The following is a 15,892-nucleotide window of genomic DNA, read 5'->3' on the forward strand; positions in this document are numbered from 1 at the left end:
ATTGACATTTTATAAGCTCGAATAGCAGATTTGGAAATTAGCGCTTTTCTTGTTTGTAATGGTCTTTTAATATATTTTTTTGATAAATTTACTGTCTTTGCTATTGAAGCTCGCCAAAAATGGCGGGTTTTTTATTTATAAATTTGTTTTGATTGGTTAGGAGAACAGTTTAGAATAGAGAAGAGTAAGTTGAGAGGAGGAGCTGCTTTGAGTAAAGAAAAGCTAGTTCAATTAGATAATATTTCATTTCAGTATGCTTTAGAGACTGGGTTTGCACTAAGAAATGTTTCTTTTGATATATATGAGGGCGAATGGCTAGCATTAGTCGGTCATAACGGTTCTGGTAAATCAACCCTCGCTAAGCTATTAAATGGGTTACACTTTCCTCAAGAAGGTTCAATTAAGGTGAATGGGATGCTTCTTACAGAGGAATCAGTATGGGAGATAAGAAAAAAGATTGGTATGGTCTTTCAAAATCCTGATAACCAATTTGTTGGAACAACTGTAAAGGATGATGTGGCTTTTGGTTTAGAAAATAACGGAATTGTTCGAGAAGAAATGCTAGAAAGAGTCAAGTATTCGCTGGAAAAGGTAAAAATGGCTCAATTTCTTGATCAAGAGCCGCACCATCTATCCGGTGGCCAGAAGCAAAGAGTGGCTATTGCTGGTGTCATCGCACTTAGACCTTCGATTATTATTTTGGATGAAGCAACCTCGATGCTTGATCCAAGAGGTAGAGAAGAGGTTTTGGAGACGGTTAGAGAGTTAAAAGAGAACCACCATATGACAGTCATTTCGATTACGCATGATTTAGAAGAGGCAGTAAAGGCGGATCGGATCATTGTAATGAATAAAGGGGAACTTTACCGGGAAGGTAGTCCGAAAGAAATATTTCAATTGGATGAAGAACTTGTTCAACTTAGCTTGGACATTCCATTCCCAGTTAAATTGAGTAAGCTTCTAAAGGAACAAGGGGTTTCACTATCTAGGCATTTTTTATCAGAAGAAGAGTTGGTGGCAGAGTTATGGACATCTCACTACAAAAAGTAGAATACCGTTATCAGGCTAAAACCCCTTTTGAACGCCTTGCCATTAAGGATGTGTCTATTAATATTCCATCAGGAACCTTTCTAGCGATTATTGGCCATACAGGCTCCGGGAAATCAACGGTCTTGCAGCATTTGAATGCCTTATTAAAGCCAACTGCAGGTAAAGTTGTCATTGGGGATAAAGAAGTCACGGCAGATAAAAAGCAAAAAAATTTAAAGGAAGTACGGCAGAAGGTAGGTATCGTTTTTCAGTTTCCAGAGCATCAATTGTTTGAAGAAACGGTTGAAAAAGATATTTGCTTCGGACCGATGAATTTTGGCGTAACGATGGAAGAAGCGCAGAGAAGGGCAAAGGTAGCAATTAAACAAGTCGGACTTTCTGAAGAGATATTGAGCAAATCCCCGTTCGACCTATCTGGCGGTCAAATGCGCAGAGTAGCCATTGCTGGTGTGTTAGCAATGGAACCAGATGTTATCGTACTGGACGAGCCGACTGCAGGACTTGATCCACGCGGGAGAAAGGAAATTATGGATATGTTCCATGCTCTTCATATTGAGAGAAAACTATCGACTGTGCTAGTCACACATAGTATGGAGGATGCTTCTAAATACGCAGACCACATTGTTATTATGCAAAATGGGGAAGTGTATAAGAAAGGAACGCCAGAGGAAATTTTCACTTCTCCTGAAGACTTGATGCAGCTTGGGTTAGATGTGCCTGAGGTCGTACGCTTCCAGCAAAAAATCGAAGAAACCTTTCATATAAAGTTTTCGCAAACTTGTTTAACTGTGGAGATGCTAACTAAGGAAATTGCCTCTTTACTAAAGGGGGGTGGGCAGAAATGATGGAGAAGATGATTTTTGGCCGTTATGTTCCTGCTCAATCGCTGATTCACCGCATGGATCCGCGTTCAAAGCTAGTGATCATCTTTTTATTTGTTTGTATTGTTTTTATCGCAAATAATAGCCTAACATATGGATTATTAGCGATTTATACATTGGTAATGATTTCTTTATCTAAAGTGCCCTTTCGGTTTATTATATCGGGACTGAAGCCTGTACTATGGCTTGTACTTTTTACATTGCTCTTGCATTTGTTTTTAACAAAGGAAGGGGAACTCTTATTTCAAGCTGGCTGGTTCTCCATCTATGAAGAAGGTTTAAGGCAGGGGATTTTCATATCCTTACGCTTCTTCCTACTTATATTGATGACATCGATTCTTACATTAACGACGACGCCGATTGAAATAACAGATGGATTAGAGAACTTACTTCATCCGTTAAATAAAGTAAAATTTCCTGTACATGAGCTTGCTCTCATGATGTCCATTTCGCTTCGCTTTATACCGACCTTGATGCAAGAGACAGATAAGATCATGAAGGCACAAACAGCTAGAGGAGTCGACTTCTCTAGCGGGCCGATTAAAGATAGAGTGAAGGCGATTATCCCCCTATTGATCCCGCTTTTTGTCAATTCCTTTAAAAGGGCAGAAGAGCTTGCTACAGCGATGGAAGCAAGGGGCTACAGAGGCGGAGAAGGCAGGACGAAGTACAGGCAGCTTAGCTGGGGGATTAAGGATACTTCAATGCTCGTATTTCTTGGAATTTTAACAGCTTTATTAGTCCTATTTCGAACGTAATGGAGCAATGTGATGCAAAGATATAAATGTATAATTTCTTATGATGGTACACAATTTGCTGGCTATCAAGTCCAGCCAAATAAGCGGACAGTGCAAGGTGAAGTGGAGAAGGCGCTTAGAAAGCTTCATAAAGATATGGATGTCAAGGTTAGTGCTTCGGGCAGAACGGATGCTGGCGTTCATGCAAGGGGGCAGGTGATTCATTTTGACTCCCCTCTTAAGATTCCTTTGGAAAAGTGGGAGGTTGCGTTAAATACGCTGTTACCGGAAGATATCGCCATCATTCATACAGAAATGGCTGCCGATGATTTTCATGCCCGTTTTGATGCAAAAGGGAAGGAATATCGTTATTTCGTTTATCGTTCCTTGCAGCGCAGCCCATTTAAACGAAATTACGCTTATCAGTATCCATATTCTTTAGATATTAAGAAAGTTAATGAAGCTGTCCCCTTTTTGATTGGAGAACATGACTTTACAAGCTTTTGCTCAGCTAAAACAGATGTTGTTGATAAGGTACGTGAAATACGTAAGATAGAAGTGGTAGAAGAGGGAGATATGCTGATTTTCCGCTTCGTCGGAAATGGTTTTTTGTATAATATGGTTCGCATTTTAGTGGGGACGCTTCTAGGGGTGGGTGCAGGTGATATTTCTCCCGGATCCATACCAGATATACTTGAAAAAAGGGATCGTGTATATGCAGGGAAAACAGCGCCGGCACAAGGTTTGTATTTATGGGAAGTGCATTATTGAAGTGAAAATAGGTGTCATTATAAAAAAACATTAAAACAACTAAACCTGGCGTAACATTTTATTGACATTAGTCGATGAAAAGTGTATCATAGCAAAGGTATTGTTATTAAAACCACGATAAGCCCCGGAACTTATTGTGTCTAAGATAAATGAAACCAAATGAATGAATAATGGAAATTTTAGGAGGGAAAATTGATGCGTACAACGTTTATGGCGAATGCAAACAATATCGAGCGTAAATGGTACGTAGTTGATGCTGAAGGCAAAACTTTAGGTCGTCTTGCTAGTGAAGTTGCATCAATCCTACGTGGTAAACATAAACCAACTTATACACCACATGTTGATACTGGTGATCATGTAATTATTCTTAATGCTTCAAAAATCCACTTAACTGGTAAAAAGCTTACTGACAAGATTTACTACCGTCACAGCTTACACCCAGGTGGTTTAAAAACTAGAACTGCTAATGAAATGCGTACAAACTACCCTGAGAGAATGTTAGAGCTTGCTATTAAAGGCATGCTTCCAAAGAATTCTCTTGGTCGTCAAATGTTCAAGAAATTACACGTATATGCTGGCGCTGAACATAAGCACCAAGCACAACAACCTGAAGTTTACGAACTTCGTGGATAATTTTTAGGGGAGGTTATTAACTTGGCACAGGTTCAATATATTGGTACTGGTCGTCGTAAGAGCTCCGTTGCACGAGTTCGTTTAGTTCCAGGCGATGGTCAAATTATTATCAACGGTCGTGAAATTGAAGATTATATCCCATTTGCAGCATTGCGTGCAGTTGTAAATCAACCGCTTGTAGCTACTGAAACACAAGGCAGCTATAATGTACATGTAAATGTTAATGGTGGAGGATACACTGGTCAAGCTGGCGCAATTCGCCACGGTATCGCTCGTGCGTTACTTCAAGCTGATCCAGGATACCGTCCAACACTAAAAGCTGCAGGTCTATTAACTCGTGACGCTCGTATGAAAGAACGTAAAAAATACGGTCTTAAAGGCGCTCGTCGTGCACCTCAGTTCTCAAAACGTTAATATCAACTTTTCAAAGACTCTCAACCAATTTGGTTGGGGGTCTTTTTTATATAAAATTAGAATTTTCGTGAGGAGACATAGCTTTTATCTATACAACTTGCCATTGTTCAACATATGATAACCCGGACAAGCTTAAAAATAGAAAACTCGTTCAATGGATTGATACTAAGTTAAGCGTCCTTACAATTAATAAGAAAGGGGTTCATGTGAATGAGCGAAGGCGATTATAAAGAAATACTATTAAAGGAGTTAGTCAGGCAAGGAGAGGCATTAAATTTAATTATGGAACAAATGCAAGGTCGAGAAAAGGTGGGAAAAGCTCCATCACAAAATGAGGAAATATTGATTAGACTAGTCAATGAAATCTCAAGCATAAACGAATCTACACAAATACAACGTGAAAATGTAAATAAATTATTAATTGAAATGACCCAAATAAACGACAAGTTAGAAAACATTAAATCCACTAAGGAATTTCAACCATCAGAGCCAGCTAAACATCCTTTTAGTTTTCTCAATAGCTTTAATCTAGAAAAACTGTTAAAGATGGCAAAAATTGCGGGAGATCTATATGAATTAAATAAGAATAATGAAAATGAATAAAAAAAGGCTGACTTATTATATCCCCTAATAAGTCAGCCTCATTCATTTTGATGCAACTCGTATCGCTATTAGATTGATACTGCTCCTATTCCTTTAAAATACAGCGCCAATAATGATCAACAATATGAACAATATGACAATTAGCACAAAGGTGCTGCCATTTCCATTTCCATATCCTCTAGTTTCAGCCATTTGTTTTTCCTCCTTCGAATAGTTTTGAAAGAGCTCTTTCATCTATAAGGTATGAATTGAATCAAACTTTGAATAGGACAAGCATATTGATTGTATTGCGGAATTTTACTTTTTAATCAAAAAATGATTACATAAAGAATTTTTTTGAAGGATTTATACAAAATTGGCAGACAAAAGCGTCTGCATTTTTGTATGTCTCTCCTTTTGCGGTTAAAGACTATCATTAAGAGGTGGGAAGGCATGAATGTAATTACAACCTTTGCAGAAAAGAAACGTGAAAAGCAAATTAAATATGAAAAGTCCATTTTAAAGGAAATTTCTATAAAGGCATTAAAGGAAAAAGTTCAGCATCATTTTGGATCCTCAAGATTTGTATCTGGGCTTATGATGAATGCTGGGATTGAAGAAGCTTGCTATGATGTAGCGATTGAAGCGTATTTATTAGGTGCTCATTTTAGCCGATTTGGATTATATGGCGAACCTGCGGAAGACGTAAGAAATCGTTGCCGATACGAGATACAGCATTTTTCAGATACACTTTACAACTTCCTCTTATATTGGGGTCATGGGGAAGAAGGAATAATAAGTGAATCTCTCTATTACTTATGTGAGGAATATGTAAATACCTGGTGGATGGAGGGGTTTCAAAAAGGTCAAAGGAGACATAAACTCCGTCTTCATTAATTTCGCTCCTAACTACTGTGTTTCCTAGTTCTATCTCTTTACCTTGTCCCATATATTTTAATGGAGGACGAGCGGGAGGTTGACAGGGAATATGAAAAAATTAAAAGCTGCGGCATTCGCCATTGGACTTATCGTCCTATTTTTAATTTTGCAATATGATTTTTCAGAAGAGGATTCTTGGGAATCATGGCATTTGCCGTTAACTGGGAAGATTATTTTACTTGATCCAGGTCATGGTGGTCCAGATGGCGGAGCGGGGGACGAGGATGCACTTGAGAAGGAAATTGCCCTTGATGTGACACTGAAGGTGAGAGAATATCTTCAAGAACAGGGAGCGCTTGTCATTTTAACGAGAGAAGATGATCGTGACCTGGCTCCAGATGGCACAAGAGGATATAGCAGACGAAAAGTAGAGGATTTAAAGAAGCGCCTCGAACTGATTAATACGTCAGGGGCTGAGTTTTTTGCGAGCATTCATTTAAATGCGATTCCTTCTTCACGCTGGAGCGGCGCACAGACCTTCTATGCATCTCATAAAGATGAAAACGCAAGGGCGGCAAAGTTTATACAGGATGAACTAAGACGAAACTTAGAAAACACGAATCGAAAAGCAAAGAAATTAAATAATGTATATATCTTAAAAAACGCTGAAATTCCTGGCGCTTTAGTGGAAGTAGGCTTTTTATCCAATCCAGCTGAAAAAGAAAATTTGAAGAAAGAGCAATACCAGAATAAAGTAGCAGCCTCGATATATATGGGGATTCTCAGGTATTTTTCCGATGAAAAAGAATTAAAGGAAGAGGAATAAAAGATGCTAAAAGGCATCTTTTTTTGTGCTCTAAAGAAACCGATTAATTGAAAATTTATAGGAAGTACGAGTATTGGTTTTAATTTGATAAGGTGTGATAGAATTAACTGTAGCGCACTAACATTATGTTATACTTTAATGGAAACGAATTCATAAAGGCAGGTGCTAGTATGTTAACGGAACAAAATATTAGAGAAGTTTTAAGTGGAGTTCAAGAGCCATTTATACATAAAACACTAGGTGAACTCGGTGCCATTGATGAAGTGAAAATCAAGGAAGATAAAAATCATGTAAGTGTAAAGATATTAATTGCAAAAACAGGTAGTGCTGAGCAGCTACAGCTTCAAACACAAATTGTGAATTTGTTAAAGGAAGCAGGTGCAGCAACTGTTGGTATCCGGTTTAGTGAACTGCCGGAATCTGTATTAGCCCAGTATCGTCAAGCGGTGAAAGAAGAAGATAAAGGGTTGCTGTCTCCTGATAGCAAGACGACCTTTATTGCGATTGCGAGTGGAAAGGGTGGAGTTGGGAAATCTACTGTTTCGGTGAACCTTGCAGTCTCATTAGCACGATTAGGGAAAAAGGTCGGCTTGATTGATGCTGATATTTACGGATTTAGTGTGCCTGATATGATGGGGATTACGACACGCCCTGTTGTAAGAGGAGAGAAGATTATTCCGGTTGATCGTTTTGGTGTAAAAGTCATTTCTATGGGTTTCTTTGTTGAAGACAATGCTCCAATTATATGGAGAGGCCCAATGCTTGGAAAAATGCTTAATAGCTTTTTCAATGAAGTAGAATGGGGAGACATTGATTACTTATTACTTGATTTACCTCCTGGAACAGGTGATGTGGCACTGGATGTTCATACAATGCTTCCAGCTTGTAAAGAAATCGTTGTTACTACTCCACATCCAACTGCTGCATTTGTTGCTGCTCGAGCTGGTGCGATGGCCATAAAAACTGAACATGAAATTTTAGGTGTTATTGAAAACATGGCTTATTTTGAAAGTAAGCTTACGGGTGAGAAGGAATATGTCTTCGGTCAAGGCGGAGGACAGAAACTTGCTGAAGAATTAAAAACAGACGTTTTAGGTCAGCTGCCTCTTCAACAACCAGACTGGGATGAAAAGGAGTTTGCTCCTTCTGTATATCAAGAAGATCATAGGTTGGGAAAAATTTATACTGAAATTGCACAGAAAGTCGTTTATTCTCTTGAAGGCAAATAAAAAAACCTCTTTTCACTTTGTGAAAAGAGGTTTTTTTCTTGGGATTAGCTGCCGCCTTGGCCACTCTGGCCTCCACCTTGATCACCGCCTTGCTCTTTATCACTTTGCTCTCCGCTTTCTCCTCCTTTTTCACCGCTTTTTACTTCACTAGCGGCTTTTAGGAGAATTTCTTGGATTTTTGCCTTAAAGAGCGGACTCTCAAATGTTTCAGTGACAACGGTCTGCAAATGTTCACGATATTCCTTGCTTTTTAATACATTAGTGACTTCTTTTTCTAATTCAGGATCTTTTAAAACTTCTATCATCATTCCGCGGTATTCAGGATCCTTCATTAGATCCTTTAAAAGCTTTTCATTTTCTTTTTTCATGCTTTTTGCAATGCTTTCAGCAAATTTAGGATCTTCAAAGGACTTTTTCCAAAATTCTGTTCCCTTATCCGAGGTTAATGTCCTTTCGATCGTTTCTGAAACAACCGTTTGGTCCATTACAAGCTTCTGCTTCATTTTGTCATCTTCCATTAGCTCCTGTATTGCTTTTTTGCCATCATCTGTTTTTAGTATATCCACAATCATTTTCTTTGTTTGTTCATAATCCAAATTATTGCCGCCAGCTTCACCTGAGCCACAGCCTGCGAGCATCATAATTAGCATTGAAGGGACGAGTATACGGAATATTTTTAACATATAGAAGCTCCTTTCAGAGATGTCCTTAATGTTAGAATGAAGAAAATGAGCAAATATTATTCGCTTGAATTGCTTTACCTAGATTTTTTATTGCTACGTTGGTACAATCAAAAGGGATTGAATAAATGCTATGGAGGAAAAATAAGTTGACTAGCCGGAACTGGGTAAAGTTGTTTATGACAACTCTGTTAGTTGGGGGATTAACTACTGGGGTTGTAGGTTTTATTGTGCGCTGGAATGAATTTGAACCTATATTTACATCTTTCGATCTTCTTGAAATATTATCTGTTTTAATATGGTTAATTGGAGTAGGTTTTATTTTCAGTGTTCTAAGCCAAGCAGGTTTTTTTGCTTATTTAACCGTTCATCGTTTTGGACTTGGCATATTTAAATCCCATTCGTTATGGAATGCAGTTCAGGTTATTCTAATCTTGTTTGTTTTATTTGATTTGGTCTACCTTCGTTATAATACTTTTGCTGAAGAAGGAGACAGCATTTGGCCATATGTTGGAGTAGCAGCATTTATCCTTGTTGTTGGAGCGGCAGTGGCAGCAATGAAAGTTAAGATGACAAGTAAAGAAGCATTTATACCTGCTGTATTTTTTATGGTTGTTGTAACAACAATCGAGTGGGTCCCAGTTTTGCGAGTAAATGAAGAAAGCTGGGTATATCTAATGATATTTCCGTTATTAGTATGTAACGCGTACCAGTTGCTTATTCTTCAAAAGCTTAATAAAGCTTCACAAGAGCAAAGACAAAAAGTAGCAAAAAAGCCGGCCAAATAAGGACGGCTTTTTTGCTTAGTTAATATATTATTGTATTATTTGACTTCGCTTGTATTTGTTTCAGCATTCGCAATCATTTCAGAAACGGACACAAACTTTAAATTTTTGCTGTTTATCCCTTGGATGATTTGAGGCAAAGCTTTTGCTGTTTGTTTCGCAGAATCTGAGGCGTGTAATAGCAGGATATCTCCCTTTTTTGCTTGTGCCGCATTCTTGACGATGACCTCTATGCCGGGATTTGTCCAATCCTTTGAATCAAGACTCCAATGTACAACCGTATATCCGAGTCTGTCAGCTACCTTTAATGTTTTTTGATCAAAATGTCCTGTCGGTGCTCGAATTAGCTTAATATCTTTTACATTTAACTTTTTAAATGCATCTTGAGCCTTCGCAATATCCTGCCTAATTTTCTGTTCTTCAAGCTCGGTATAGTCTTCATAATTATAACCAAGTATTCCAATTTCATATCCTTCCTTAACGATTCGAGCAACAAGATCTGGGTGACGTTCTGCCCATGATCCCGCAAGGAAAAAGGTAGCAGCTTTCACATTTTCCTTTTTAAGAACATCGAGAATGGGTTCTGCCTTTTCATCGCCCCACCCGATATTAAATGTGAGTGCCAGATCTTTTTCACCTTTGTATATTGCTTTAGGCCCGTCTTTTGTTGAAAAAGCTGGCAGATGAACAATGTTTCCGACGTAAAGGAACCAGGCAGCAAAAAAAGCGGTTGTTACAACGATAACAAGCTGTTTAAACGTTTTTCCGTTAAGCACAAAAAAGAAGTTCATAATTCCTCTCACCTCGTCCAAATACTTCTTGTCTCAATCTTATGCAAGTAATTTTCAAAAATGATTTGAAAAACAAATTCATAAAAAAAATAAAATGGAAAATACTACAAAAACCAAACTGAAATAAAGGGGTTATAGGATGTTAGGAATGTTAATCAATCAAAAAGAACAAAAAGAAATAGAGTATTTAATAAAAAGAGAAATGGATGAAATATTATTTGATTTGAAGGATGAACGAATCGATCATATAGTAAAAAGAGCAATGGAAGAGAGATACAAAATATTATTTTCGTTATTCAAAAGAGTGGCTGCACCTAATGAATGCTTGAAATATATGCTAAATAGACAGAAGAGGGAACAAAAGGGATAAAACTTTCAAAAAAACTCTTTGATTTTGTTGACTTAGTTTTATTTAGCTGTTATATTAATAAACGTCGCTAATGACGTAATGAAAATAACTTAAAAAAGTTGTTGACGTCGAAAGTGAAAGGTGATATATTAATAAAGTCGCTGTAAGCAGCGGAATTGATATTGCTCTTTGAAAACTGAACGAACAAAAAACGTCAACGTTAATTCAAGTATTAAAACTTAAGAGCTAATCTTACTCTTTATTGGAGAGTTTGATCCTGGCTCAGGACGAACGCTGGCGGCGTGCCTAATACATGCAAGTCGAGCGAATCTGAGGGAGCTTGCTCCCAAAGATTAGCGGCGGACGGGTGAGTAACACGTGGGCAACCTGCCTGTAAGACTGGGATAACTTCGGGAAACCGGAGCTAATACCGGATAATCCTTTTCTACTCATGTAGAAAAGCTGAAAGATGGCTTCGGCTATCACTTACAGATGGGCCCGCGGCGCATTAGCTAGTTGGTGAGGTAACGGCTCACCAAGGCGACGATGCGTAGCCGACCTGAGAGGGTGATCGGCCACACTGGGACTGAGACACGGCCCAGACTCCTACGGGAGGCAGCAGTAGGGAATCTTCCGCAATGGACGAAAGTCTGACGGAGCAACGCCGCGTGAGTGATGAAGGTTTTCGGATCGTAAAACTCTGTTGTTAGGGAAGAACAAGTACCGTTCGAATAGGGCGGTACCTTGACGGTACCTAACCAGAAAGCCACGGCTAACTACGTGCCAGCAGCCGCGGTAATACGTAGGTGGCAAGCGTTGTCCGGAATTATTGGGCGTAAAGCGCGCGCAGGTGGTTTCTTAAGTCTGATGTGAAAGCCCCCGGCTCAACCGGGGAGGGTCATTGGAAACTGGGAGACTTGAGTGCAGAAGAGGAAAGTGGAATTCCAAGTGTAGCGGTGAAATGCGTAGAGATTTGGAGGAACACCAGTGGCGAAGGCGACTTTCTGGTCTGTAACTGACACTGAGGCGCGAAAGCGTGGGGAGCGAACAGGATTAGATACCCTGGTAGTCCACGCCGTAAACGATGAGTGCTAAGTGTTAGAGGGTTTCCGCCCTTTAGTGCTGCAGCAAACGCATTAAGCACTCCGCCTGGGGAGTACGGCCGCAAGGCTGAAACTCAAAGGAATTGACGGGGGCCCGCACAAGCGGTGGAGCATGTGGTTTAATTCGAAGCAACGCGAAGAACCTTACCAGGTCTTGACATCCTCTGACAATCCTAGAGATAGGACGTTCCCCTTCGGGGGACAGAGTGACAGGTGGTGCATGGTTGTCGTCAGCTCGTGTCGTGAGATGTTGGGTTAAGTCCCGCAACGAGCGCAACCCTTGATCTTAGTTGCCAGCATTCAGTTGGGCACTCTAAGGTGACTGCCGGTGACAAACCGGAGGAAGGTGGGGATGACGTCAAATCATCATGCCCCTTATGACCTGGGCTACACACGTGCTACAATGGATGGTACAAAGGGCTGCAAGACCGCGAGGTTTAGCCAATCCCATAAAACCATTCTCAGTTCGGATTGCAGGCTGCAACTCGCCTGCATGAAGCCGGAATCGCTAGTAATCGCGGATCAGCATGCCGCGGTGAATACGTTCCCGGGCCTTGTACACACCGCCCGTCACACCACGAGAGTTTGTAACACCCGAAGTCGGTGGGGTAACCGCAAGGAGCCAGCCGCCTAAGGTGGGACAGATGATTGGGGTGAAGTCGTAACAAGGTAGCCGTATCGGAAGGTGCGGCTGGATCACCTCCTTTCTAAGGATGAAATGAAGTCTAACTTCATTAAAAGACGTTTCATTGTTCGTTCAGTTTTGAGAGAGTAATCTCTCATATTATTTTGCTCCTGCGCCGCAGTAGTTCGAGGAAGATAAACCTCAGCTCGTCGCAAGGCAGCATGATGAATAGCTACGAAGCTTAATCACGTTGTGATTGAAATCAGTAGCCTTGTTCTTTGAAAACTAGATAATGCAATAAAGAAGATAACCGAGTAATCGCCATCTTAGTTTTTTCTCTTATATTGAGTTTTTAAAACCAAGTAAGAGTGTAAACCATGAGGGCAATGAGCAACAAGCAGATCAAGGAAGCGACCGAGCGAGCACCGGAACGTACTCAGTACGTGAGGAGCACAGCGAGAGAGCTGACGCCGAGATGCGCAGTTGATCATTGACCGAAGTAGGTTAAGTTAGAAAGGGCGCACGGTGAATGCCTAGGCACTAGGAGCCGATGAAGGACGGGACTAACACCGATATGCTTCGGGGAGCTGTAAGTAAGCTTTGATCCGGAGATTTCCGAATGGGGGAACCCTCTATCCGTAATGGGATAGAATCTTTACCTGAATACATAGGGTATTGAAGGCAGACCCGGGGAACTGAAACATCTAAGTACCCGGAGGAAGAGAAAGCAAACGCGATTCCCTGAGTAGCGGCGAGCGAAACGGGATTAGCCCAAACCAAGAGGCTTGCCTCTTGGGGTTGTAGGACACTCTACACGGAGTTACAAAGGAACGAGGTAAATGAACAGGTCTGGAAAGGCCGGCCAGAGAAGGTAAAAGCCCTGTAGTTGAAACTTCGTTCCCTCCAGAGTGGATCCTGAGTACGGCGGGACACGAGAAATCCCGTCGGAAGCAGGGAGGACCATCTCCCAAGGCTAAATACTCCCTAGTGACCGATAGTGAACCAGTACCGTGAGGGAAAGGTGAAAAGCACCCCGGAAGGGGAGTGAAAGAGATCCTGAAACCGTGTGCCTACAAGTAGTCAGAGCCCGTTTATGGGTGATGGCGTGCCTTTTGTAGAATGAACCGGCGAGTTACGATTACATGCGAGGTTAAGTTGAATAGACGGAGCCGCAGCGAAAGCGAGTCTGAATAGGGCGAATGAGTATGTGGTCGTAGACCCGAAACCAGGTGATCTACCCATGTCCAGGTTGAAGTTCAGGTAACACTGAATGGAGGACCGAACCCACGCACGTTGAAAAGTGCGGGGATGAGGTGTGGGTAGCGGAGAAATTCCAATCGAACTTGGAGATAGCTGGTTCTCTCCGAAATAGCTTTAGGGCTAGCCTCATGTAGAAAGAGTCTTGGAGGTAGAGCACTGTTTGGACTAGGGGCCCCCATCGGGTTACCGAATTCAGACAAACTCCGAATGCCAAAGACTTATCCATGGGAGTCAGACTGCGAGTGATAAGATCCGTAGTCAAGAGGGAAACAGCCCAGACCACCAGCTAAGGTCCCAAAGTATACGTTAAGTGGAAAAGGATGTGGAGTTGCTTAGACAACCAGGATGTTGGCTTAGAAGCAGCCACCATTTAAAGAGTGCGTAATAGCTCACTGGTCGAGTGACTCTGCGCCGAAAATGTACCGGGGCTAAACGTATCACCGAAGCTGTGGATGGACATCTACGATGTCCGTGGTAGGAGAGCGTTCTAAGGGCGTTGAAGCTAGACCGCAAGGACTGGTGGAGCGCTTAGAAGTGAGAATGCCGGTATGAGTAGCGAAAGATGGGTGAGAATCCCATCCACCGAATGCCTAAGGTTTCCTGAGGAAGGCTCGTCCGCTCAGGGTTAGTCGGGACCTAAGCCGAGGCTGAAAAGCGTAGGCGATGGACAACAGGTTGATATTCCTGTACCACCAAACTCCGTTTGAGCAATGGGGGGACGCAGGAGGATAGGGTAAGCGCACTGCTGGATATGTGCGTCTAAGCAGTTAGGCTGCAAGCGAGGAAAATCCCGTTTGCGTGAAGGCTGAGCTGTGACAGCGAGGGAAATATAGTACCGAAGTTCCTGATTCCACACTGCCAAGAAAAGCCTCTAGTGAGGATAAGGTGCCCGTACCGCAAACCGACACAGGTAGGCGAGGAGAGAATCCTAAGGTGAGCGAGAGAACTCTCGTTAAGGAACTCGGCAAAATGACCCCGTAACTTCGGGAGAAGGGGTGCTTTTTAGGGTGAATAGCCCTGAAAAGCCGCAGTGAATAGGCCCAGGCGACTGTTTAGCAAAAACACAGGTCTCTGCGAAGCCGCAAGGCGAAGTATAGGGGCTGACGCCTGCCCGGTGCTGGAAGGTTAAGAGGAGGGGTTAGCTTACGCGAAGCTCTGAATTGAAGCCCCAGTAAACGGCGGCCGTAACTATAACGGTCCTAAGGTAGCGAAATTCCTTGTCGGGTAAGTTCCGACCCGCACGAAAGGCGTAACGATCTGGGCACTGTCTCAACGAGAGACTCGGTGAAATTATAGTACCTGTGAAGATGCAGGTTACCCGCGACAGGACGGAAAGACCCCGTGGAGCTTTACTGTAGCCTGATATTGAATTTCGGTACAGCTTGTACAGGATAGGTAGGAGCCTTGGAAGCCGGAGCGCCAGCTTCGGTGGAGGCATCGGTGGGATACTACCCTGGCTGTATTGAAATTCTAACCCATGCCCCTGATCGGGGCAGGAGACAGTGTCAGGTGGGCAGTTTGACTGGGGCGGTCGCCTCCTAAAAAGTAACGGAGGCGCCCAAAGGTTCCCTCAGAATGGTTGGAAATCATTCGAAGAGTGTAAAGGCATAAGGGAGCTTGACTGCGAGACCTACAAGTCGAGCAGGGACGAAAGTCGGGCTTAGTGATCCGGTGGTTCCGCATGGAAGGGCCATCGCTCAACGGATAAAAGCTACCCCGGGGATAACAGGCTTATCTCCCCCAAGAGTCCACATCGACGGGGAGGTTTGGCACCTCGATGTCGGCTCATCGCATCCTGGGGCTGTAGTCGGTCCCAAGGGTTGGGCTGTTCGCCCATTAAAGCGGTACGCGAGCTGGGTTCAGAACGTCGTGAGACAGTTCGGTCCCTATCCGTCGTGGGCGCAGGAAATTTGAGAGGAGCTGTCCTTAGTACGAGAGGACCGGGATGGACGCACCGCTGGTGTACCAGTTGTTCTGCCAAGAGCATCGCTGGGTAGCTATGTGCGGAAGGGATAAGTGCTGAAAGCATCTAAGCATGAAGCCCCCCTCGAGATGAGATTTCCCATAGCGTCAAGCTAGTAAGACCCCTGAAAGATGATCAGGTTGATAGGTTTGAGGTGGAAGCGTGGTGACACGTGGAGCTGACAAATACTAATCGGTCGAGGACTTAACCAAAATGAAAGGCGAAGGCGACTGTTCAACTTCGAGAGGCGTTGGAGAGCCGACCATGCAAATCCCGCATTTGGATTTGTAGGGGCGGATCGAAACGACCGAGAAGTTAGGAGCCGTAGCTGGAC

15 protein-coding genes and 2 rRNA genes are annotated in these 15,892 nt (G+C 42.4%); 14 read left to right on the plus strand and 3 right to left on the minus strand.

Translation table 11 applies throughout. The annotated features are described in order from the left end of the window. Window positions 1–207 precede the first annotated feature (207 nt). From AN957_RS00610 to AN957_RS00640, 7 genes are all read left to right on the plus strand, one after another. Entirely contained in the window at window positions 208–1,050 is an 843-nt protein-coding gene (locus AN957_RS00610; protein WP_056681738.1) for an energy-coupling factor ABC transporter ATP-binding protein, read from the plus strand. Further along, complete coding sequence (locus AN957_RS00615; RefSeq protein ID WP_056681740.1) at window positions 1,026–1,895, plus strand: energy-coupling factor ABC transporter ATP-binding protein; 870 nt, start codon at window positions 1,026–1,028, stop codon at window positions 1,893–1,895. Before AN957_RS00610 ends, AN957_RS00615 begins: the two co-directional genes overlap by 25 nt. Further along, window positions 1,892–2,689, plus strand: a complete 798-nt coding sequence (locus AN957_RS00620; RefSeq protein ID WP_053478238.1) for an energy-coupling factor transporter transmembrane component T family protein — start codon at window positions 1,892–1,894, stop codon at window positions 2,687–2,689. The genes AN957_RS00615 and AN957_RS00620 overlap by 4 nt, the downstream gene beginning before the upstream one ends. 12 nt (window positions 2,690–2,701) lie before the next feature. Further along, complete coding sequence (truA, locus tag AN957_RS00625; protein WP_053478237.1) at window positions 2,702–3,439, plus strand: tRNA pseudouridine(38-40) synthase TruA; 738 nt, start codon at window positions 2,702–2,704, stop codon at window positions 3,437–3,439. Between the two features lie 195 nt (window positions 3,440–3,634). Next, window positions 3,635–4,072 carry a 50S ribosomal protein L13 gene (rplM, locus tag AN957_RS00630; RefSeq protein ID WP_053478236.1) on the plus strand — a complete coding sequence of 146 codons (438 nt, stop codon included), beginning with the start codon at window positions 3,635–3,637 and terminating at the stop codon, window positions 4,070–4,072. A gap of 21 nt (window positions 4,073–4,093) precedes the next feature. Then, window positions 4,094–4,486, plus strand: coding sequence for a 30S ribosomal protein S9 (rpsI, locus tag AN957_RS00635; protein ID WP_053478235.1), 393 nt, complete (start codon window positions 4,094–4,096; stop codon window positions 4,484–4,486). A gap of 210 nt (window positions 4,487–4,696) precedes the next feature. Then, window positions 4,697–5,089: a hypothetical protein gene (locus tag AN957_RS00640; RefSeq protein ID WP_053478234.1), complete on the plus strand. Its 393-nt coding sequence runs from the start codon at window positions 4,697–4,699 to the stop codon at window positions 5,087–5,089. A 93-nt stretch (window positions 5,090–5,182) separates the two neighbouring features. On the opposite strand, the gene AN957_RS26545 is transcribed toward AN957_RS00640, so the two are convergent. After that, entirely contained in the window at window positions 5,183–5,281 is a 99-nt protein-coding gene (locus AN957_RS26545; RefSeq protein ID WP_075209061.1) for a YjcZ family sporulation protein, read from the minus strand. Between the two features lie 240 nt (window positions 5,282–5,521). On the opposite strand from AN957_RS26545, the gene AN957_RS00645 reads away from it, so the two are divergent. The 3 genes from AN957_RS00645 to AN957_RS00655 all read left to right on the plus strand — a co-directional run bounded on the left by AN957_RS00645 (window position 5,522) and on the right by AN957_RS00655 (window position 8,002). Further along, a complete protein-coding gene (locus AN957_RS00645; protein WP_053478233.1) occupies window positions 5,522–5,965 on the plus strand; it encodes a YbaK family protein in 444 nt (147 codons plus the stop codon). 91 nt (window positions 5,966–6,056) lie between these two features. Further along, on the plus strand, window positions 6,057–6,773 hold the full coding sequence (gene cwlD, locus AN957_RS00650) for an N-acetylmuramoyl-L-alanine amidase CwlD (protein ID WP_053478232.1): 717 nt from the start codon (window positions 6,057–6,059) through the stop codon (window positions 6,771–6,773). A gap of 170 nt (window positions 6,774–6,943) precedes the next feature. Next, window positions 6,944–8,002, plus strand: a complete 1,059-nt coding sequence (locus tag AN957_RS00655; protein ID WP_053478294.1) for an Mrp/NBP35 family ATP-binding protein — start codon at window positions 6,944–6,946, stop codon at window positions 8,000–8,002. 44 nt (window positions 8,003–8,046) lie between these two features. Here the strand turns inward: AN957_RS00655 and gerD are convergent, their stop codons facing one another. Next, window positions 8,047–8,685, minus strand: a complete 639-nt coding sequence (gene gerD / locus AN957_RS00660) for a spore germination lipoprotein GerD (RefSeq protein ID WP_053478231.1) — start codon at window positions 8,683–8,685, stop codon at window positions 8,047–8,049. Between the two features lie 146 nt (window positions 8,686–8,831). Here gerD and AN957_RS00665 point away from each other — a divergent pair, with 146 nt between their 5' ends. Next, window positions 8,832–9,470: a KinB-signaling pathway activation protein gene (locus tag AN957_RS00665; RefSeq protein WP_053478230.1), complete on the plus strand. Its 639-nt coding sequence runs from the start codon at window positions 8,832–8,834 to the stop codon at window positions 9,468–9,470. Between the two features lie 35 nt (window positions 9,471–9,505). Here AN957_RS00665 and pdaB read toward each other — a convergent pair whose 3' ends face one another. Continuing rightward, the gene (gene pdaB / locus AN957_RS00670) at window positions 9,506–10,258 is read right to left on the minus strand and encodes a polysaccharide deacetylase family sporulation protein PdaB (protein ID WP_053478229.1); all 753 of its coding nucleotides are present in this window, start codon (window positions 10,256–10,258) and stop codon (window positions 9,506–9,508) included. 139 nt (window positions 10,259–10,397) lie between these two features. Between pdaB and AN957_RS00675 the strand changes: the two genes are divergently transcribed. From AN957_RS00675 to AN957_RS00685, 3 genes are all read left to right on the plus strand, one after another. Then, on the plus strand, window positions 10,398–10,628 hold the full coding sequence (locus AN957_RS00675; RefSeq protein WP_053478228.1) for a hypothetical protein: 231 nt from the start codon (window positions 10,398–10,400) through the stop codon (window positions 10,626–10,628). Between the two features lie 238 nt (window positions 10,629–10,866). Continuing rightward, window positions 10,867–12,417: ribosomal RNA gene (locus tag AN957_RS00680) — 16S ribosomal RNA — on the plus strand. A gap of 420 nt (window positions 12,418–12,837) precedes the next feature. Next, a 23S ribosomal RNA gene (locus AN957_RS00685) occupies window positions 12,838–15,770 on the plus strand. The 16S and 23S rRNA genes sit together here, the layout of an rRNA operon. Window positions 15,771–15,892 lie beyond the last annotated feature (122 nt).

Origin of the sequence: Cytobacillus solani, assembly GCF_001420595.1 — a bacterium.
Classification (GTDB): domain Bacteria; phylum Bacillota; class Bacilli; order Bacillales; family Cytobacillaceae; genus Cytobacillus; species Cytobacillus solani.